Source organism: Sphingobium terrigena (genome assembly GCF_003591655.1).
Classification (GTDB): domain Bacteria; phylum Pseudomonadota; class Alphaproteobacteria; order Sphingomonadales; family Sphingomonadaceae; genus Sphingobium; species Sphingobium terrigena.
This window is the reverse complement of sequence record NZ_QVRA01000012.1, coordinates 19,880-38,692: the sequence shown is the minus strand read 5'-3', so window position 1 is coordinate 38,692 and position 18,813 is coordinate 19,880. Positions and strand designations below refer to the sequence as shown.

Here is an 18,813-nt window from a genome sequence, read left to right as displayed (position 1 = left end):
GAGTTCAGATCGCGTCGCTGTCCCGCTCGCCGGTACGAATCCGCACGGCGCCCTCGACGTTGGAAATGAAGATCTTGCCGTCGCCGATGCGCCCGGTCTGCGCAGCAGCGCAGATCGCCTCGACCACACGGTCCGCCAGCGCATCATCAACAACGACTTCCAGCTTCACCTTGGGCAGGAAATCGACGACATATTCAGCGCCGCGATAGAGTTCGGTATGGCCCTTCTGCCGGCCAAAACCCTTGGCCTCGGTCACGGTAATGCCCGACACGCCCACTTCGTGGAGCGCTTCCTTCACCTCGTCCAGCTTGAACGGCTTGATGATCGCTTCTATCTTTTTCATCACTTGTAATCCCAACCCATGACGCACGACAGAATGCGGGCGCGACCCGCATCCCTCTCTCCTCAAGTGACGATCGTCATGTCCCCCCAAAGGCCAAGCGCCGTCCCTCTTGATATCCAATTACCGTGCCAAATGGCGAATCGCTAGAACATGCTTTCGGCGATGCAGCAATCTTTGTCCATATTGCCCGGATTCAGGGCATTTCCGTGCCAAACTGCCCGTTTTTTAAGCAGGGCATGGCGCGCGCTCAGCTATAGGGCGGCGCGTCCAGTCCGGCAGGGCTTTTGGTGAAAATCTCGCACCCGGTTTCGGTGATGCCGATGCTGTGTTCGAACTGGGCGGACAAGGTGCGGTCGCGCGTTACCGCGGTCCAGCCATCGTCCATCATCTTGACGCCGGGCTTGCCGATATTGATCATCGGCTCGATCGTGAAGAACATGCCGGGCTTGAGTTCGGGACCAGTGCCGGGGCGGCCGATATGCACGACCTCCGGGCTGTCATGGAATACCCGACCCAGCCCATGGCCGCAAAAATCGCGGACCACACCATAGCGGTGCTTCTCGGCGTGCCGCTGGATCACATGACCGATGTCGCCCAGATGGTTGCCCGGTTTCGCCTGCTCGATGCCCAGCATCAGGCACTCATAGGTCACCTCGACCAGCCGCCGCGCCTTGATCGGCGCGTCGCCCGCGATGAACATCCGGCTGGTATCGCCATGCCAGCCATCGACCAGCGGGGTGACGTCGATATTGACGATGTCGCCGTCCTTCAGCCGATAGTCGCCGGGAATGCCATGGCAGATGACATTGTTGATCGATGTGCAGCAGCTATGGGTATAGCCGCGATAGCCCAGGGTCGCAGGCACGCCGCCACCATCCAGCGTCATGCGCCGCACAATGTCGTCCAGTTCGCCCGTCGTCACGCCCGGCACGACATGCGGCACCAGCGCGTCGAGTATCTCCGCCGCCAGCCGACCGGCGCGGCGCATACCTTCAAAACCGGCCGCGTCATACAGTTTGATCGCGGACGAACGGGAAATCGGCGCATCGGCCGTCATCGTCATATATTCGGTCATGGCATGACTATAGGGGCAGATGCGCCATAATGCGAGAGGGGCGGCTAGGCAGGGCGGACAGGGCAGGCTATGGACGCGCCATGGCCGATCCCACCCGCATCTGGACCGCAGCGCTGATCGTGATCGGCGACGAAATCCTTTCTGGTCGCACCCAGGACAAGAATGTCAGCCAGATTGCGACCTGGCTGAACGTCCAGGGCATCCGCCTGCGCGAAGTGCGTGTGGTGGCGGATGACAGTGACGCGATCATCGAGTCGGTCAACATCCTGCGCTCGCGCAACGATTATCTGTTCACCACCGGCGGCATTGGTCCGACCCATGACGACATCACGGTCGATGCGATCGCGGCGGCGCTGGGCGTGGCGGTGGAGGTGCATCCACAGGCACGCGCAATGCTGGCGGGCTATTATGAAACGCGCGGTGGCCTGACCGACGCGCGACTGCGCATGGCGCGGGTGCCTGCCGGGGCCAGCCTGATCGAAAACCGCATGTCGGGCGCGCCGGGCATTCGCCATGGCAATATCTTCATCATGGCCGGCGTGCCGCACATCACCGCCGGGATGCTCGATAGCCTTACGGGAACGCTGGAGGGTGGGCTGCCAGTCCTCTCCGCCACCATCGGCTGCTGGGTCGCGGAAAGCGAGATTGCAGACCTGCTGGGTGCCGCCGAACGTGCACATGATGGCTGCCAGATCGGCAGCTACCCCTTTTTCCGCGAAGGCCGCACCGGTGCCAACTTCGTGGTGCGCTCGACTGATGCCAGTGCGCTAGACCAGTGTGTCGCAGCGCTCAGTGCCGCGCTGGAACAGGGTGGTTGGCCCGTGGTGCCGGACGGTATTTAAGGATCAGCGTTTCGCCGCGAACCATATGACATGGCGTGGCCCCTTGCCATTGTCGCGCGCCTTGACCACCACTTCATCGACGGCAAAGGCGGCATTGCGCAGGCGGCGGGTAAAGGCATCGTCCGATCCCGCCGACCACACCGCCAATATGCCGCCGGGGGTCAGCGCATCGCGCGCCGTCGCCAGACCCTGCGCGGAATAGAGCCGGTCATTGGCCGCCATGGTCAGCCCGTCGGGACCATTATCCACGTCCAGCAGGATCGCGTCATAACTCCCACGCCCGTCCGCAATTGCCGTCGCGACATCACCCATCACCAGTTCGACCCGCGGATCGTCCAGGCATCCGGCAGCCAGCTCGACCATCGGCCCGCGCGCCCATGCGATGATCTCCGGCACAAGTTCGACCAGCGTGATTCGGGCGTCCGCGGGCAAGATCGCCAGCGCCGCGCGCAGGGTGAAGCCCATGCCATAGCCGCCGATCAGCAGATGCGGTGCCTTGCGCCCCGCCAGCCGCTCGATCGTCATGACGGCCAGCGCCTTTTCCGACCCGCTCATCCGGCTGCTCATCAATTCGTTGCGATCCAGCACGATCATGAAATCGCCACCCCGGCGGTAGAGCTTCAATTCCTCCCCGCCCGGAATGGCGGCAGAGCCAAGATATTCGCGCGGGGTCATGCTGGCGTCTTTCCTTATGATGCGTCGCTGGCGCGCATGGCAGCTTGGCAAGCACGGCGCAAATGCTACAGGCATGTGCCAGATGCCGTCGCGCGATGGCCAGACATATCGAACGGCAGGCAGTTCCTCTCTTCATGCGCTATTTTCTCGACACCGAATTTAACGGCTTTGGCGGCGCGCTGATCAGCGTCGCGCTGGTGCCGGAACATGGCGACCAGGAATTTTATGTGGCACTCCCACTGCCCGACGATGTCGAGCCATGGGTGGCACAGCATGTCGTCCCCTATCTGCGCCATGTGCCGCCGGGCATTTTTCTGGAACTCAACCGGGTGGATGCGGCCGATCATGTCGCCGCCTATCTGGAGGGGGATGACGATCCTCTGATCATCGCCGACTGGCCGGAAGATCTGGCCCATTTCTGCGCCCTGCTGGTCAAGGGACCGGCGCTGATGGCCGGGGTCGATTTCGGTCTGCGGCTGGAACTGATCAACGCGGCGGGCTTTAGCGCGGCGGCCAACAGCCGGGTGCCGCACAACGCCCTGCATGATGCGCGGGCGCTGCGGGATTTCTACTTCGCCGATTGAGGCACAGTTGCGCGCCCAATCCGCGCCCGCTCCAGCCACCACAGCAGCGCACTGACCAGCAGCCAGCCCAACGCGAAGGGCCAGGACGATCCGGGGCTTGGCTGGCCGGTCGCCGCCCGGTCGTCCCGTGCTGGCGGGCGCAGCATCAGCATGGCGTCTCGATCTCGCGCTGCGCGCATGACCGGCAGAGCATCAGCGGACTGTACGTAGAAAGGCGTCGACCGGCTATCTCCGGGTTGGCGCAGCAGATGCCAACCCGCCTTGTCGGGCCAGAAAGCGCCGCAGCCGCCCACGGGCAGCAGGTTCGCCTGCCGTCCATCCGGGCGTTCGACCTGTGCCGTAGCGGACAAGCCGCACGGGGTCATGCGCTCGTCTGCCCAGCCGGAGGTGGTGATCGGGGTCATGCCGGGCGCGGGGCGCGCAACAGTCGCCAGCATCGCACTCCACCAGTCGCCATAGAGCGTCCGATACCCCGTCAACGTCAGCGCATAGCTGTCGATCCCCGTGAACAGCGCAACCCGCCCGGTGCCAACCGCCCGCCACGCCGCCAGCGTCGCGCCGCCCGCATCGCGCAGCAACGGCACGGCATCGCCGCCATCGGGCGTCAGGCCAAGGCGGCTGATCTCCGGCAGCATCTCGTCGGGCAGGGCAATGTCGGCTGGCACATCGTCATTGCCGATGCCCTGACGGGTACGGGCGATCGCGGGTGGGAGAGCCTTGGGCAAAGCGAGCGGTGCCACACCATCCTTGCCCGCCAAGCCAAAGCCCAGCGCCCGCCACTGGCCGCGCGTCGCCGCGTCGATCGGCCCGCTGGCGCGCAGGATCAGGCCCAGCCCGTCCCGCACCGCGCCCATGACCACGCCGCGCCGCGCCGCCCAGCTCCGATCGTCGATGATGGCGACATCGAACCGGCGCAGCGTCGCGCCGTCGATTGCGATCGGGGCATCACCCAGCGCGATCCCGCCGCCCGCGCTCATCTGCGTCGTGACGGCAAAGCCCGCATCACTTGCCCAGCGGCGCAGATATTTGATTTCGGCATTGGGCGCGGCGGAGAGGATCAGCAGGCGGGGGGCGGGGCTGTCGGCCACCAGTACCGGCACGCTGGCCTGTTCGACTGTACGTCGCCCGTCGCGCACGCGCAGGGTGAACAGCACGGCTCCGGCAGCGCGCGCCGTGCCGGTCAGCGCGAAGCGCCCATCGGCATCGGCCTGAACGCTGTCCGTCACCTGGCCCGCGGGGTCCAGCAACTCGACGGTGGCGCGGGGCAGGGCGCTTAGCTGGCCGCCAACTCTGAAACTGCTTCCCGGCGCAACGATCGAAGGGGGAGCGATATGGCTGATCCCCGGACGCTGCGGCGGCGGGTCGAAGCGGACGGTAACAGTCTTGGCCGCTTCGATGTCGCGGGGCGTCAGGCCATTGCCCAATATGATGATCTCGCTGGTGCCGGGATGCCGACGCAACGCGGTCGCAAGGTCCGGCACATGCTCACCAGCGCCAATGTCCGGGGCTTCTGGCAGCAAGATGAGTGGGCTACCCATGGCGCCAAGGCGCGGCGTTCCTTGGGTCGCGATCCGCAGCGTGGCGTTACCCACCGTCACGGCAGGCGGGAATAGCGCCAGGAACAGCAGCACCGCACAGATTGGCTGGAGCGAGAGCAGCGCGATCAGGCGCTTGAACGATGGCGCGGCAGCGCTGCGATACCACAGGACCAGCCGCACGCTTGCCAGCAGCACGGCCATGCCCAGCAGGATGGCGGTGATCCATGCGGCGGTCATGGCGTACCGCCTCCCATCGCGCCTAAATAGCGCGCACCACCAGCATCAGCCGGACGGCGACGGGCGAGGTGGGCGGGTGGCCGCGCCATGGCGGTCCACAGCAAGGCGCGCAGCTTCGCACGACAGGGCAGGCAGGCCGGGTCGCGACGCACCGCGTCGATCGCGCCGGACAGCGCCAGCGGATCGGGCAAATGCGCGGCTTGCGCCCGCGGCCAGCGATCGAGCGCATCCAGCGCGATTGGTCCCCGGATCGCACCCGGCCCATCGCCCAGCGCCCGCCAGGCCGCGGCGGCGGGACCATCGCGTCCCTCGACAGGCGCGATTGCCAGCACCCGGCTCGACAGCCCCTCCCGCTTGCCGGTCATGCGGCGGCTGGCGTCGATCGGCGGCAATTCCGGCCCGACCCGCGACAGGAATATCCGCGTCGCCTGCTGCACCTCCTTGATAAAGCGCAGCGCGCGATAGGCGAAGGGCAGCGCCAGATCGGGATGCCCCTGCTTCAATTGCAGTTCGGACTGCCACATTTCATCGACCGCCTGTTTCAGGATCGCGCGGGTTTCGGGATCGAGGCTGGAGGCGGGCGAATCGTCATGCGGATGGCCGAAATCCGCCAGCACATCCTCCGGCGCGCCAAAGCCGGGTGCGTTCTGGCGCGGCGGCCCGCCATGATCATGGCCGTCATCATCGCTATGCTGCTCGCCATCTGCGGTCGGCGATTCGGGCGTTTCTTCCTCCTCGCCGCCCAGAAACTGGCTGTAGCGCCCGCGCAATATCTGCTGGTCGCCGCCAATGCTGGCGGAACGGGTGAGATAGCGATCGGCGGCAAGGCCGCGCTTCTGCCTGATCAGCGTTTCGGCGTCGATAATGATCTGGCGCTGGCTGCGGAAATAGGCGGGCAGGGTGGTGTTGACCATGCCCTGAAGGCCGCTGCTTTCGGGCTGTTTGGGCGATGGCCAGCGCAGGATCAGGCTGGGACCGCGCACTTCGTTGGCGACGGGCTGGCGCGTGTCCCGTACGATCAGCTGCACCACCATATCCCCGCCCGCGCCAAAGCCCAGAGCGCTGAAATCCAGCCGGGGGGTAAAACGCCGGTCGCGCGCCGGACCGCTGCCGGACAGGGCGATCTCGCGCTCGCTGAAGGTGACATTTTCTCCTTCGCCCAGCGCCAGCGTGATGCGCAGCCGGGCGGTGGCGGCGACGCCATAGTCGTCCGTCGCGGTAAAGACCGGGGTCCAGCTGCGTTGACCGGCCGTTACCATCGTCAGGCTGGCGGCGGGGCTGATTGCTCTCACCTGCGGCGGGCTATCGGCAATGGCGTCGATCCGGTGGAGTGGCGGCGTCGGGCCACGGCCAGAGGCTGGATCGACACGATAGAGAAAGGAAGCGTCGAGCGTGCGGCTGGCAATCCAGTTGGCGCCATCCCGGCGCAGGCCAAGCCGCGCGCCGCCGATCGGCTGGATCGCGGGGACAGTCGCCTGCGGATCGAAGCGCAACGTCCATTCGATCCGCGATCCCACCGGCGCGCGGGCGTCCAGCGACGCTGAATCGCGCGGCGGCAGGCCGGTATAGGCTGGCGGGATGATCCGCAGATTCTGGGCAACCAGACGCGGGATGCCGGGCGTTGCGGGGAGTGCTTCGGTGCTGGGCGCCAGGGTCGGTGGACCATGGCCGGGGCGAGGCCAGAACAGCACCAGTCCGATCATGATCAAACCGGCGATCCACAGGATCAGGATCAGGCGGCGCGACCAGTCGGGGCGCAGGCTTTGCGGACTGTCGCCGTCGATCCGGTCCGCCAGACGCGCCTGCTGGAGCCGTTCGAGTAGACCGAGCATGGCCGGGTCAGCGAACAACAGGTCGGCGCTGTCCTCCAAATCCGGCCGGATGGCATCCAGCGCACGGACCAGCCAGCGCTGATCGTAGCGGGCTGCACGATGGCGGGCGAAGAACAGGGCGATCGCCGAACCGATCACGACAATCACGACGGCAGCAACAATGCCGAACAAGCGCCAGCCGATCGCGGCAGTGGCGATGATCAGCGGCAAGGCAAGCGCCAGACTGTCGGCCATCACCCGGCGTTTTGCAGGGGCCGTCCAGCGCGTGGGCAAATCCCCCGCGCTCATGGACTGGTCCCCCGGTTGCGGCGGGTCGCCAGCCAGCGTTCGGCGATAAGCAGCGCCGCAATCAGCATGGCCAGCCACGGGCTTACATCCTGCGGCGGCTGGTCATAGACGCGACCACCGGTCAGCGGAGCATAATCAACGGCAGCAACCCGCGCTGGCGCTGGCGGAGCGAGTGCCAACACAGCGCGCAGCTGCGCCGGAAAGTCCGCCTCCAACAGGGCTGGCATCATCGCCGGGGTCAATGGGCGGGTGAAACGCAACAGCCGCCCTTGGCCCAAAGGTATCGCCTCGACCAACGCCACGCCAAGCGGATCACGCCATATCGAGGCGCGCGGCTGGTCCGCAGGGACCAGCATGTCCGAAGCGACCAGCGCTGTTCCACCCTGCGCGATCCACCGGGTCAGACCGTCCGGCATCGTACCGCCGCCCAGCCAAATGAGGAGGTGGCGCTGGTCCGGTAGTGGCGCATCGAGCGCGCCAATGTCGATAGCCGCCGCGCGTCCGGCGGGTTGCCATGCCAGCGCAGCGGCGCGCAGATAGCGGACGCCGCCACGATGCTGGTCATCGTGCCGGATTGACAGCAACGGCATGGCGACAGGCTGGCTGCGTGGCGCGGGCATGGCACCCGGCACGATGCGCCAATCCAGCTTGCGCGAGAGGCGCAGGCGGTCGGCATCGGCGCCTTCAATCACTTGCGGCGTAACGATGGTCAGCGGAACCCCTGCCGGAATGTCAGCGTCGAGCTGGCGGATCAGGCTGGCAACCGGCAGCGCCCCGGTCGGCGATGGCTGGTCGATCGCTGGAAAGCTGGGTGCCAGCCAGACGGTTCGGACGTCACCAGTCGGCGCGCGCGCCGGATCGACACCGGGCACCAGCGCGACGACCGGCGTGCGGTCGCCCGCCCCGAACAGCACCGGATGCGCCAGCCACAAGGCCACCAGCGCAAGCAGCGCCAAGCGCAACAACAACAACACCCGTTCGTCAAAGCGCAGTCGCGATCGGGGTCGGGGCCGTTGCCGCAGCCAGCGCAAGGCGGCGAAATCGGTCGGCACCTGCTCGCTGCGCCGGGCGATATGGATGACCAGCGGGATGACGAGCGCCAGCAGCGCCGCCAGCGCGCCGGGCAGCAACAGGGCTGGGGTCATGAATATTCCGCCGCTTCATGCGCACCGAACAGGCGGCGCAGGGGCAGGTCGATCGGCTGGTCCAGCACATGGGTGGCGTAACGGATGCCCATAGCATCGAACCGGTTGTGCAGCGCATCGCGCGCCGCGCCGAAACGGGCCAGAAATTCGCTACGCAAGGCGGCCCCGTCCGCCAGTAACTCCTCGCCCGTTTCAGGATCGCGGAAGCGATAGCCGCCATCGAATGGAAAATCGCGCTCGGCGACGGTCAGCATTTCGATCACGAGCGTTTCGCGCCCCGCTGCGGCCAGTTTTTCTGCCAGTTCGACCGCGCCGGGATCGAAACAGTCGCTGAGTAGGATGACGAGATCGCGCGCGCCGATCCGCTCCCACAGCGGGCCAAGCTGGTCCTCCCGCGCAAAGCCGCCTACCGCGTCCACCGCGATCAGGTCCAGCAACAGCCGGTCCCGCTGGCGCGCGCCGCTGGCAGGCGGCAGCAGCGCCAGCCCCTGATCGCTTAGCGCCATCCAGCCAAAACGGTCGCCCTGCCGCATCGCCAGATCGGCGATGCAGGCGGCCAGCCCTTTGGCGGCGTCGAAGCGGCGATAGTCGGGGCGGGCAGCATCGGCCTGCGTCATGGAGGCGCTGGCGTCCATCAATATCCACACCGCAACCGGACTTTCCCGCTCGGCTTCCCGCACGAAGAATTTGTCCGACCGGGCGTAGAGCTTCCAGTCGATCTGGCGCAGCTCGTCGCCGCGCTCATAGGCGCGATATTGCGCGAACTCCAGGCCCGCGCCCCGGCTGTGGCTCTGGTGCAGCCCAATGCCGTGCGACCCCACCGCCCGGCGCGTGACGAGGCGCAGGCCTTTCAGCCTGCTGCGCACGTCCGGAGGAATGAGATCGACCACTCGCAAGCTCAGCTGAGCGGCACGGCGCGGAGCAGGGCGGCCACGACATCGTCGGCGCTGCGTCCTTCCGCCTCCGCCGCGAAGGACAGCAGCAGGCGGTGGCGCATCACCGGCGCGGCCAGCGCGACGATATCCTTGCGCGTGGCAGCCAGCCGTCCGTGCAGCAATGCGCGCGCCTTGGCCGCCAAGATCAGCGACTGCCCGGCGCGCGGCCCCGCACCCCATTTCACATATTTGCGAATCTCGTCTGGCGCGCTGTCTCTGGGGCGGCTGGCGCGGACCATGTGCGTGACCCAGCGCAGCAGATCATCGCTGAAATGCACCTGCCGCACCCAGGCCTGCAACGCCAGCACCTCCTCGCCATGCATCACGGCAGGGACGACGTTTGCCTTCGCCCCCGTCGTCTGAGCAAGGATGTCCTGTTCCTCCTGCTCGGTCGGATAATCGACGCGGATGTGGAGCAGGAAGCGGTCGAGCTGCGCTTCGGGCAGGGGATAGGTGCCCGCCTGCTCCAGCGGATTTTGCGTCGCCAGCACGAAGAAGGGGGCGGGCAGCTGGTGCGTCACCCCCGCATAGCTGACCGTCTTTTCCTGCATCGCCTCCAGCAGCGCCGCCTGCGTCTTGGGCGGGGTACGGTTGAGTTCGTCGGCCAGCAGCAGATTGGTGAATACCGGCCCTTTCTGGAAACGGAAGCTGCGATGGCCGGTGCCATGGTCCTCCTCCAGCAATTCGGTGCCCAGAATGTCGCTGGGCATCAGGTCGGGCGTGAACTGGACGCGGCGAAACTCCAGCTTGAGCGCTTCACCCAGCGACCGGACGAGCAAGGTCTTGCCCAGCCCCGGCACGCCCTCCAGCAGGCAATGGCCGCCCGCCAGCAGGCCGATCAGCAATTGTTCGACAACCTCGCCCTGTCCCACGATCGCCTGTCCGATTGCAGACCGCAATTCGGTAAGGCGGGCTAGCTGGCCCTGAATATCGGCTTCGGTGATGCTGGTCATAACGAGTCCGTTACCTCAATTAATAACGTCATTCCCGCGAAGGCGGGAATCCATCTCCTGACTTTGCGTGCCGGGATGGGGTGGGAGATGGAACCCCGCCTTCGCGGGGATGACGAATGCCTACAAATCACACCGACAGCGCATACATCACGATATTGACCCCGAATTTGGTGTTATCCTCGGCCAGGAACCGTTTGTTGCGCCAGTCATAGTCCCATTCGCAGCCATAATCCTTGTTGCTGTACAGCACGCCCAGCCGCCCTTCGATCTCGATCCCTTTCAGATAGTCATGAACCAGATCGTCGCCCCAGCCATTGAGTTCCAGGCCGGTATTGGGCGGGCCGTCAAATTTGAAGAAGGACCGGTAGAGCGGGTGGGCATTGGGCAGTTGCTTCAGCGCCTTGGCCCCGAAAATCTTGCCCATCTGCGCCTCGAACGACCGGGCGAACAGGCCGTCAATATCGTGGTTGCAATCATCGACCAGCACGAAGCCGCCATTGCGGACATAGCGCTCGAAATTGCGCCGCTCGGCGGCTGAAAACTCGACCAGCTTGTGGCCCGCGAGATAACAGAAGGGCGCAGTCAGCATTTTGGGGTCCGACAGGGCAATGACATGCTCCTTCGGGTCCACCCGCAACGTCGTATAGTCGATCAGCGACGTGATCAGGTTGGACGGCATCCGCTGGTCGACATCCCAGTCGCCGGAGTCGTAGCGCAGCCGCGTGAACCAGAAATCATAGCCCCCGGCGGCGGCGAGCGGCCGGGCCAGCATTGCGCTGGCCAGACCACCCGCCATCAACCGAAGAAAGTCGCTTCGCGTCATATCGCGCGCATAGGCCTTACACCGCGTCCGACAGTGACGTGAAGGTGAAGTCGCGCAGCTTCATCGGCGGCACGACCATCGGCGCATCCGCCTCGTCGCCCTTTACCCGGACGGGTTTGCCCAGTTCCTCGACATTGTTCAGCATGATGACCGGGGATTCGTTGAAGCGGAAATTCTTGATCGGATATTTGATCTGGCCATTTTCGATGTAGAAAGTGCCGTCGCGGGTCAGGCCGGTCAGCAGCACCGTCTGCGGATCGACCATGCGGATATACCAGGTGCGTGACACCAATATGCCGCGCTCGGTCGTGCGGACCAGATCGGCGGTCGATTTGGTGCCGCCGGTCATGATCAGATTGCCCGGCTGCGCCATCGCGGGCTTGCCCTGCTTTTGCGACCAGTAGCGCGAATATTCCATGTTCACGAGCTTGCCATTTTCGACGATCGGCATCTTTCCGCGCGGCAGGCCTTCTTCGTCCCACGGATAGACAGCCGCTCCGGGATAGGCCGGGTCGGCGAAGAAATTGACCTGCGGCCCGAACACCTGTTCGCCCAGCTTGTTGCCGCCGCCCTTTTTCGACAGGAAGCTGCGGCCTTCGTCGGCCGATCGCGCATCGAAATAGAAGAACATGAACTGGATGAGGCCAGCGGCCGCCGCCGGTTCCAGAATGACGGTATATTTACCCGGTTCCAGCGCCTTGGCTTCGGCTGACGCACTCGCCTTGCGCATGGCGACGCGGATATCCTCACCCGCGTTGAAGGTTGCGACATCCTGCACATTATGCCCGACCCAGCCGGACCCGCGGCCATCCTCGGTGCGGACGGTGCAGGTATAATCGGCACTGGTGCCGGTCTGGTAACCGTAATTGCCCTTGCTGTTCATGAAGGCGACGAACCCGGCCTGATCCTCCAGATAGCCAGCCGCAATCAGCTTTTCGGCGCGGCAGGGCGCGATCGAATCGATCGCCACCTTGGCGCGATAGTCAGCGGTGATGCCGGCGGTAGCCGCGCTATATGTGGGCGTCGGCTTGTAGGTCTGCTTCTCGACCGCGGGCATGAATTCCGGGTTTTCCGGGGCCAGCTTCGCCAGTTCCTCCGCCCGGCGCACCACGCGCTCCAGCGCGGCATCATCAAACTGGTTGATGGTCGCGATGCCGACCCGCTTGCCATAGGCGACCTGCACCGACAGTTCGATATTGTCGGTGATGCCTGCGGTCGACACGTCGTTGCGGGCGAAGCGCACATTGCCACGGATCGAACCGGTCAGTTGCGCGGTACATTCGTCCGCCTTGGAAAAGCCCACGACCTTGGTCAGGATCGCCTTGGCCTGTGCTTCGGAAAGGATGCTCATATTTTCTCTCCCTGACCGATCAACCGAGCGAACGGGCGGTGTTGATGACGTTGATGCCGTTGAAGCGCGCAGTGCTGGAGCCGTGCGACACGGCAGAAACCTGCGCAGGCTGGCCCTTGCCGTCGAAGAAGGAGCCGCCCAGGCGATAGTCGCTGGCGTCGCAAACCCTGGCGCAGGCGTTCCAGAATTCCGGGGTGCGGATCTGGTAGGCCACATCCTCGATCTGTTGGGTGATCTTGCCCTGCTTGATCTCGTAGAAGAGCTGTCCGCCAAATTGCGCGTTGTAGCGCTGCTGGTCGATCGAGAAGCTGCCGTCGCCGATGATGTAGATGCCGTCCTCGACATTGGCGATCATGTCGGCGACGCTCTGCTTGGCCTTGCCGGGTTCAAGGCTGACATTGGCCATGCGCTGGAACTGGACGTTGGACCAGCTGTCGGCATAGCAGCAGCCGTCGCTCTCGCTCTTGCCCTCGATATGCGCCTGGTCGCGGATCGCCTGATAGCCGACCAGCTTGCCGTTGCGGATCAGGTCCCACTTCTTGGTCTTGACGCCTTCATCATCGAAGGCGACTGCGCCCAAGCTGCCGGGCTGGGTCTTGTCCGCGACGATATTCACCTTGTCGCTGCCATATTGGAAATTGGCCTGCAGCTTGTCCATCGTGGCAAAGCTGGTGCCAGCATAATTGGCTTCATAGCCCAGCACCCGGTCGAGTTCGAGCGGATGGCCGACCGATTCGTGGATGGTGAGCCAAGTGTGCGACGGGTCCAGTACCAGATCATATTTGCCCGGCTTGACCGACGGTGCCTTGATCTTCGCACGCGCCTGTTTGGCGGCGGCGATCGCATCTTCCTTCATATCATAGCTGTTGCCATAGACGGTGACGCCGTTGGGCAGCACGGTCTTGCCCGACGCTGCGCCATCCAGATATTCAAAGCCCAGCCCCATCGGCGCGGACAAGCCTTCGCGCACGCGGAATTTGCCTGTCGCCTTGTCGACGGCGGTGACCTCCATGGGTGCCCAGATGCGGTGGACATCCTGGTCGATATAGCTGCCATCGGTGCTGGCAAAATATTTCTGCTCATTGACCAGGAACAGGATGGAGCGGATGAAGTCCGCGCCTGCATCCATGGCGGCGGCGTTGACGCCCATCAGCAGGTCGACCTTGTCCTTGATCGGCACGGTCATGCTGTTCTTGACGATCGGCGTGCGCCAGCTGACTTCGCCCGCGCCCTTGACCGGGGCGAGTTGCACCGGTGCAGACTGGGTCGGTGCATTCGCCTTGGCAATGGCGACCGCCTGGGTCGCGGCCTTGGCCACGGCTTCCTTGGTCATCTCGTTCGTCGCGGCAAAGCCCCAGGCTCCGCCTGCGATCACGCGGATGCCAACGCCGGTCGATTCGGTGTTGACGATATTTTCCACATTGCGTTCGCGGGTGATGACGAACTGGCGCAGGTAGCGGCCGACGCGCACGTCGCAATAGGTTGCGCCGGCGCTCTTGGCGGCATTCATCGCTGCGTCGGCCAAGGCCTTCTTGACCGCGACGTCGATGACGCTGTTCAGTTCCTCAGCCGCAATGACCTTGCCGAACATCGACGGCAGGATCAGGCCGCCCACGCCCATGGTGCCAAAGGCCAGAAAATCTCTTCTGTGCAAGGTTCGTCTCCACCTGCAAATGCCCGCGCGACGCGGGTCGGATTGTGCTTGGGATGCGGCCGGTTGGCCGTACCGATGGGCGGGATCATCGCGGCAGGGCGGGGCCGGGTCAAACATCTTTTACGACTGCGCAACTTGGGGCCGCGCGCTTTCGACATATGACATCTGTCGAAAGTTGCTGGCCAGCGCGGAACAGGCCGGACGTTGCGTGGACGCAACAAAATCCGGCGCGGATGGCCGTTCCCCGTGAAGGGGTGGATCAGTTCATGATGCTGTAAAGAAAGTTGGTCGGGGAAAGAGGATTCGAACCTCCGGCCCCTGCCTCCCGAAGACAGTGCTCTACCAGGCTGAGCTATTCCCCGACCGATGCCGAAGCCGCTTTGAGGCGACCCCGTAAGGCAGGCCGCAGCCTATAGAGACGGCTTTTCAGGCTGGCAAGCGGCCAGAGCGGCTTTTTTTGCACCTCACAAAAGCCCGGCAGCGCGGAAGCTGAACCGGCTTTCCCCGGCCTCTATCATATGGTCGGCCAGCCGCATGTCGAGCGGGCGCAGCCGCCGCGTGAGGGCGCGGGTCAGGGCGATGTCGGCCGGGCGGGGCAGGGCGGGGGTGTCGTCGGGTCGCTGTTGGTGGATGGCCAGCCATCGCCCCTCCAGCGCCAGCAATTGGCCGATGACGGTACGCCAGTCGTGCGCCAATGGCACGCGGTCGCGGGGACGCCAGGTGCGATCGAGGATGAGCAGGTCCAGTCCAGCCATGCAGGAAATGTGACCCAGGCCGGTTTGGCGTCGCCAGCGCAAGCCGCGCCATTATGGTGAAGGACGCCCGACAACATGGTCCAGAACGAACGGGACATTGGCGGGCGGCCATGGCTGGGCTACAGCGGGCGGTGATCCATAGCCTTCAGTTCAGGATGCCCGCCCTTGCGCGACACGACGCCCCATTATGAGCAGCAATATCTCGACCTGATGCGCCATATCTGGCGGCATGGCGACGAACGGATCGACCGCACCGGGGTCGGCACAAGGTCGATCCTGGGCGCGACGATGCGTTTTTCGCTGGCCGACGACGCCGTGCCGCTGCTGACGACCAAACGGGTCTATTGGAAGGTCGCGGCGCGGGAGATGCTGTGGTTTCTGTCGGGCGACACCAATATCCGCGAACTGGTGCGGCAGGGTGTGCATATCTGGACCGACTGGCCGCTCGACGCCTATCGCCGCGCAACCGGCGAGACGATCGACCGCGATGCTTTCGAGGCGCGAATCATCGAGGATGAAGCGTTTGCGCGGCAATGGGGTGATCTGGGTCCGGTCTATGGCGCGCAGTGGGTCAACTGGCCGCGCTATGAAGCGGCGGGCGACGGCCTCTACCGGCGGGCAGCCCAGGGGCATAACCAGATTGCCGATCTGGTCGCCGCGATCCGGGCAACGCCGGGGTCGCGGCGGTTGCTTTTCACCGGATGGAATGTCGCGGAAGTCGCCAATATGGCGCTGCCGCCCTGCCATATGACCTATCAGTTCCAGGTGTCGAACGGCAAGCTCAACGGCCTGCTGTTCCAGCGCAGTTGCGACCTGGGGCTGGGCTTCGCCTTCAACATATTCGGCCTGTCGATGATCACCCGGATGCTGGCGCAACAATGCGATCTGGAGCCGGGCGAGGTGGTCTGGCAGGGTGGAGACGTGCATCTCTATCTGAACCATGCCGCGCTGGTGGAGGAACAGATGGAGAGAATTCCGAGTGGCGCCCCCAGGCTGCGGATCAATCGGCGGCCTTCGGACATTTTCAGCTACGCCATCGAGGATTTCGAGGTGATCAACTACGCGCCGCAGGCCCATATTTCCGCGCCGGTCGCTGTCTAACCCGACGGTGAGCCGGACATAGCAAAAAGGAAAAATAGGTAAGGAAGACTTGCCTTTCGCGGTGACGTAATATAATGTTAGCAGCAAGTAACATTATTGCGATGCAGCATAGGAGGCAGGATGACCGATCCGCACGATTCGGCGCGATTGCAGGGTGAGGCCGGGCGTAATCTGCCCCCGCTGCGCCTGCACGTCCCTGAGCCGCCCGCCCGCCCCGGCGAGAGCGCGGACTTCACCCATTTCGACATTCCCGCTGCCGACGCAGCGCCCCGGCCCGACGAAACGGCGCAGCCTGCGACGATGCGCGACCTGGCCTATGGGCTGGTGCGAGTGCTGGACGAAGAGGGTGCGGCGGTGGGGCAATGGAACCCCAATCTGCCGCCCGAAACCTTGTTGCGGATGCTGCGCGCGATGGCGCTGACCCGCGCGTTCGACGCCCGCATGTTCCGGGCGCAGCGGCAGGGCAAGACCAGCTTCTACATGAAGTCGACCGGCGAGGAGGCGGTGTCGATCGGCGCGGCGCTGGCGTTGGATCGCGATGACATGTGCTTCCCTAGCTATCGCCAGCAGGGCATCCTCATCGCCCGCGACTGGCCGATCATCGACATGATGAACCAGATTTATTCCAACAAGGGCGACCGTCTGAAGGGCCGCCAGCTACCGATCATGTATTCGGCGCGGGAGGCTGGGTTTTTCTCCATCTCCGGCAACCTGACGACGCAATATCCCCAGGCCGTCGGCTGGGCGATGGCGAGCGCGGCGCGCGGCGACACGCGGATCGCGGCGACCTGGTGCGGCGAGGGATCGACTGCGGAGGGTGACTTCCATAGCGCCTGCACCTTCGCCAGCGTCTATCGCGCGCCGGTGATTATGAACGTGGTCAATAATCAATGGGCGATCAGCAGCTTTTCCGGCTTTGCCGGGGCCGAGGCGACGACCTTTGCCGCGCGCGCCGTGGGCTATGGCATTGCCGGGCTGCGGGTCGATGGCAATGATGTGCTGGCGGTCTATGCCGCGACCCGCTGGGCCGCCGACCGGGCGCGGGCCAATGCCGGGCCGACGCTGATCGAACATTTCACCTATCGCGTCGAAGGGCATAGCACGTCGGACGATCCGACCGCCTATCGCTCTGCCGAGGAAAGCAGCCTGTGGCCGCTGGGCGACCCGATCGCGCGGTTGAAACAGCATTGCATCGGCCTGGGCATCTGGGACGAGGATCGCCACGCCGCGATGGACAAGGATCTGGCCGAGATGGTCCGCGACGCCGCGCGTGAGGCGGAGAAGAACGGTATCCTTGGCCACGGTCTGCACCATCCGATGGAAAGCATGTTCGAGGATGTGTTCGAGGACATGCCCTGGCACCTGAAGGAACAGCAGCAACAGATGCTGGACGAATGGAAGGCGGCGGGGCTGTGAGGGCGCGTCATCATCTCCTCTCCCCGGCGGGGAGAGGATACCGCAGCTCAGCAGCTTGCTGCTTAGCGAAGGTTGGAGAGGGGGCTATGCCCGCTCGTTACTCAACCGCTATTCCCCCTCTCCCAGCTTCGACTAGGCAGCAAGCTGCTAAGTCTGCGCATCCCTCTCCCCGCCGGGGCGAGGGAAGGATGGTGCCATGACTGACACGATACACATGAACATGATCCAGGCAATCAACAGCGCCATGGACGTGATGATGGAGCGCGACCCGACGGTCGTGGTGATGGGCGAGGATGTCGGCTTTTTCGGCGGCGTGTTCCGCGCCACCGCCGGGCTGCAACAGAAATATGGCAAGAACCGCGTGTTCGACACGCCGATCACTGAATGTGGCATCATTGGCGTCGCGGTGGGCATGGGCGCCTATGGGTTGCGGCCGGTGCCGGAAATTCAGTTTGCCGACTATATCTATCCCGCGCTGGACCAGCTGGTGTCGGAAGCCGCACGCTTGCGCTACCGCTCGGCAGGCGAGTTTATCGCGCCGATGACGGTGCGGTCGCCCTTTGGCGGCGGCATCTTCGGCGGCCAGACGCACAGCCAGTCGCCCGAAGGCATCTTCACCCATTGTTCGGGGATCAAGACAGTGATCCCGTCCACCCCCTATGATGCCAAGGGGCTGCTGATCGCGGCGATCGAGGATAATGATCCGACCATCTTCTTTGAACCCAAGCGCATCTATAACGGCCCGTTCGACGGCGAATATGATACGCCGGCGACTAGCTGGGCCGGCCATGCTGACGCCCAGGTGCCGACCGGCTATTACCGCATCCCGCTGGGCAAGGCGCGGATCGCGCGGGCGGGCGGGGCGCTGACCATCCTCTGCTATGGCACGATGGTCCATGTCGTGGAACATACGGTCGCGATGCTGGGTCTGGACGCGGAGATTGTCGACCTGCGCAGTCTGGTGCCGCTCGACATCGAAACGATCGAGGCGTCGGTGAAAAAGACCGGGCGCTGCCTGATCGTGCATGAAGCGACCCGCACCAGCGGCTTTGGCGCGGAACTGCTGGCGCAGGTGCAGGAACGCTGTTTCCATCACCTCGAAGCGCCGATCGAGCGGGTGACCGGGTTCGACACGCCTTATCCGCATAGTCTGGAATGGGCCTATTTCCCCGGTCCCGTCCGTATCCGCGAAGCCATCAACAAGATCATGAAGGATTGACCTTCAACCACCTTCCGTTCGTTTCGAGCGAAGTCGAGAAACGGAAG

The 18,813-nt window shown here is 64.6% G+C and carries 17 protein-coding genes and 1 tRNA gene; 5 read left to right on the top strand and 13 right to left on the bottom strand.

Annotated features, from left to right (window positions below):
• Positions 1-4 precede the first annotated feature (4 nt).
• Together D0Z70_RS14125 and map are read right to left on the bottom strand one after the other, a co-directional pair.
• Positions 5-343 (bottom strand): P-II family nitrogen regulator, encoded by a 339-nt coding sequence (locus D0Z70_RS14125; protein WP_043151458.1) that lies wholly within the window; start codon positions 341-343, stop codon positions 5-7.
• A gap of 247 nt (positions 344-590) precedes the next feature.
• Entirely contained in the window at positions 591-1,418 is an 828-nt protein-coding gene (gene map, locus D0Z70_RS14120; protein WP_119747499.1) for a type I methionyl aminopeptidase, read from the bottom strand.
• Positions 1,419-1,498: 80 nt separating this feature from the next.
• Between map and D0Z70_RS14115 the strand changes: the two genes are divergently transcribed.
• Entirely contained in the window at positions 1,499-2,260 is a 762-nt protein-coding gene (locus tag D0Z70_RS14115) for a competence/damage-inducible protein A (protein ID WP_119747497.1), read from the top strand.
• 3 nt (positions 2,261-2,263) lie between these two features.
• Here the strand turns inward: D0Z70_RS14115 and D0Z70_RS14110 are convergent, their stop codons facing one another.
• Positions 2,264-2,935 (bottom strand): spermidine synthase, encoded by a 672-nt coding sequence (locus D0Z70_RS14110; protein ID WP_119747495.1) that lies wholly within the window; start codon positions 2,933-2,935, stop codon positions 2,264-2,266.
• 134 nt (positions 2,936-3,069) lie between these two features.
• On the opposite strand from D0Z70_RS14110, the gene D0Z70_RS14105 reads away from it, so the two are divergent.
• Complete coding sequence (locus D0Z70_RS14105) at positions 3,070-3,519, top strand: hypothetical protein (RefSeq protein ID WP_119747493.1); 450 nt, start codon at positions 3,070-3,072, stop codon at positions 3,517-3,519.
• On the opposite strand, the gene D0Z70_RS14100 is transcribed toward D0Z70_RS14105, so the two are convergent.
• The 10 genes from D0Z70_RS14100 to D0Z70_RS14055 all read right to left on the bottom strand — a co-directional run bounded on the left by D0Z70_RS14100 (position 3,504) and on the right by D0Z70_RS14055 (position 15,030).
• Entirely contained in the window at positions 3,504-5,294 is a 1,791-nt protein-coding gene (locus D0Z70_RS14100; RefSeq protein WP_119747491.1) for a carboxypeptidase-like regulatory domain-containing protein, read from the bottom strand. The two genes, D0Z70_RS14105 and D0Z70_RS14100, sit on opposite strands and share 16 nt — an antisense overlap.
• Entirely contained in the window at positions 5,291-7,414 is a 2,124-nt protein-coding gene (locus D0Z70_RS14095) for a DUF4175 family protein (RefSeq protein ID WP_119747489.1), read from the bottom strand. Before D0Z70_RS14095 ends, D0Z70_RS14100 begins: the two co-directional genes overlap by 4 nt.
• On the bottom strand, positions 7,411-8,559 hold the full coding sequence (locus tag D0Z70_RS14090) for a BatA domain-containing protein (RefSeq protein ID WP_119747487.1): 1,149 nt from the start codon (positions 8,557-8,559) through the stop codon (positions 7,411-7,413). The genes D0Z70_RS14095 and D0Z70_RS14090 overlap by 4 nt, the downstream gene beginning before the upstream one ends.
• Positions 8,556-9,449, bottom strand: a complete 894-nt coding sequence (locus D0Z70_RS14085; protein WP_119747485.1) for a DUF58 domain-containing protein — start codon at positions 9,447-9,449, stop codon at positions 8,556-8,558. The genes D0Z70_RS14090 and D0Z70_RS14085 overlap by 4 nt, the downstream gene beginning before the upstream one ends.
• 8 nt (positions 9,450-9,457) lie before the next feature.
• Positions 9,458-10,447 (bottom strand): AAA family ATPase, encoded by a 990-nt coding sequence (locus tag D0Z70_RS14080; protein ID WP_119747483.1) that lies wholly within the window; start codon positions 10,445-10,447, stop codon positions 9,458-9,460.
• A gap of 127 nt (positions 10,448-10,574) precedes the next feature.
• The gene (locus tag D0Z70_RS14075) at positions 10,575-11,270 is read right to left on the bottom strand and encodes a DUF4159 domain-containing protein (RefSeq protein ID WP_119747481.1); all 696 of its coding nucleotides are present in this window, start codon (positions 11,268-11,270) and stop codon (positions 10,575-10,577) included.
• Positions 11,271-11,286: 16 nt separating this feature from the next.
• Entirely contained in the window at positions 11,287-12,621 is a 1,335-nt protein-coding gene (locus D0Z70_RS14070; protein ID WP_119747479.1) for a TldD/PmbA family protein, read from the bottom strand.
• 19 nt (positions 12,622-12,640) lie between these two features.
• Positions 12,641-14,275 carry a TldD/PmbA family protein gene (locus D0Z70_RS14065; protein WP_119747476.1) on the bottom strand — a complete coding sequence of 545 codons (1,635 nt, stop codon included), beginning with the start codon at positions 14,273-14,275 and terminating at the stop codon, positions 12,641-12,643.
• Positions 14,276-14,560: 285 nt separating this feature from the next.
• Positions 14,561-14,637: transfer RNA gene (locus D0Z70_RS14060), tRNA-Pro, on the bottom strand.
• Between the two features lie 102 nt (positions 14,638-14,739).
• Entirely contained in the window at positions 14,740-15,030 is a 291-nt protein-coding gene (locus tag D0Z70_RS14055; RefSeq protein ID WP_119747474.1) for a JAB domain-containing protein, read from the bottom strand.
• A gap of 165 nt (positions 15,031-15,195) precedes the next feature.
• Here D0Z70_RS14055 and thyA point away from each other — a divergent pair, with 165 nt between their 5' ends.
• The 3 genes from thyA to D0Z70_RS14040 all read left to right on the top strand — a co-directional run bounded on the left by thyA (position 15,196) and on the right by D0Z70_RS14040 (position 18,766).
• Entirely contained in the window at positions 15,196-16,131 is a 936-nt protein-coding gene (gene thyA / locus D0Z70_RS14050) for a thymidylate synthase (RefSeq protein ID WP_119747472.1), read from the top strand.
• A gap of 120 nt (positions 16,132-16,251) precedes the next feature.
• Positions 16,252-17,547: a 3-methyl-2-oxobutanoate dehydrogenase (2-methylpropanoyl-transferring) subunit alpha gene (locus D0Z70_RS14045; RefSeq protein WP_119747470.1), complete on the top strand. Its 1,296-nt coding sequence runs from the start codon at positions 16,252-16,254 to the stop codon at positions 17,545-17,547.
• A gap of 214 nt (positions 17,548-17,761) precedes the next feature.
• Positions 17,762-18,766, top strand: coding sequence for an alpha-ketoacid dehydrogenase subunit beta (locus D0Z70_RS14040; protein ID WP_119747468.1), 1,005 nt, complete (start codon positions 17,762-17,764; stop codon positions 18,764-18,766).
• Positions 18,767-18,813 lie beyond the last annotated feature (47 nt).

Bases quoted from the DNA above. Each gene is read 5' to 3' on its own strand.
- D0Z70_RS14055 (WP_119747474.1), bottom strand. From the start codon at position 15,030: ATGGCTGGACTGGACCTGCTCATCCTCGATCGCACCTGGCGTCCCCGC.
- D0Z70_RS14095 (WP_119747489.1), bottom strand. From the start codon at position 7,414: ATGAGCGCGGGGGATTTGCCCACGCGCTGGACGGCCCCTGCAAAACGC.
- D0Z70_RS14115 (WP_119747497.1), top strand. From the start codon at position 1,499: ATGGCCGATCCCACCCGCATCTGGACCGCAGCGCTGATCGTGATCGGC.
- D0Z70_RS14080 (WP_119747483.1), bottom strand. From the start codon at position 10,447: ATGACCAGCATCACCGAAGCCGATATTCAGGGCCAGCTAGCCCGCCTT.
- D0Z70_RS14110 (WP_119747495.1), bottom strand. From the start codon at position 2,935: ATGACCCCGCGCGAATATCTTGGCTCTGCCGCCATTCCGGGCGGGGAG.
- D0Z70_RS14040 (WP_119747468.1), top strand. From the start codon at position 17,762: ATGAACATGATCCAGGCAATCAACAGCGCCATGGACGTGATGATGGAG.
- D0Z70_RS14070 (WP_119747479.1), bottom strand. From the start codon at position 12,621: ATGAGCATCCTTTCCGAAGCACAGGCCAAGGCGATCCTGACCAAGGTC.
- D0Z70_RS14105 (WP_119747493.1), top strand. From the start codon at position 3,070: ATGCGCTATTTTCTCGACACCGAATTTAACGGCTTTGGCGGCGCGCTG.
- D0Z70_RS14075 (WP_119747481.1), bottom strand. From the start codon at position 11,270: ATGACGCGAAGCGACTTTCTTCGGTTGATGGCGGGTGGTCTGGCCAGC.
- D0Z70_RS14125 (WP_043151458.1), bottom strand. From the start codon at position 343: ATGAAAAAGATAGAAGCGATCATCAAGCCGTTCAAGCTGGACGAGGTG.
- D0Z70_RS14100 (WP_119747491.1), bottom strand. From the start codon at position 5,294: ATGACCGCCGCATGGATCACCGCCATCCTGCTGGGCATGGCCGTGCTG.
- map (WP_119747499.1), bottom strand. From the start codon at position 1,418: ATGACCGAATATATGACGATGACGGCCGATGCGCCGATTTCCCGTTCG.
- D0Z70_RS14090 (WP_119747487.1), bottom strand. From the start codon at position 8,559: ATGACCCCAGCCCTGTTGCTGCCCGGCGCGCTGGCGGCGCTGCTGGCG.
- D0Z70_RS14045 (WP_119747470.1), top strand. From the start codon at position 16,252: ATGACCGATCCGCACGATTCGGCGCGATTGCAGGGTGAGGCCGGGCGT.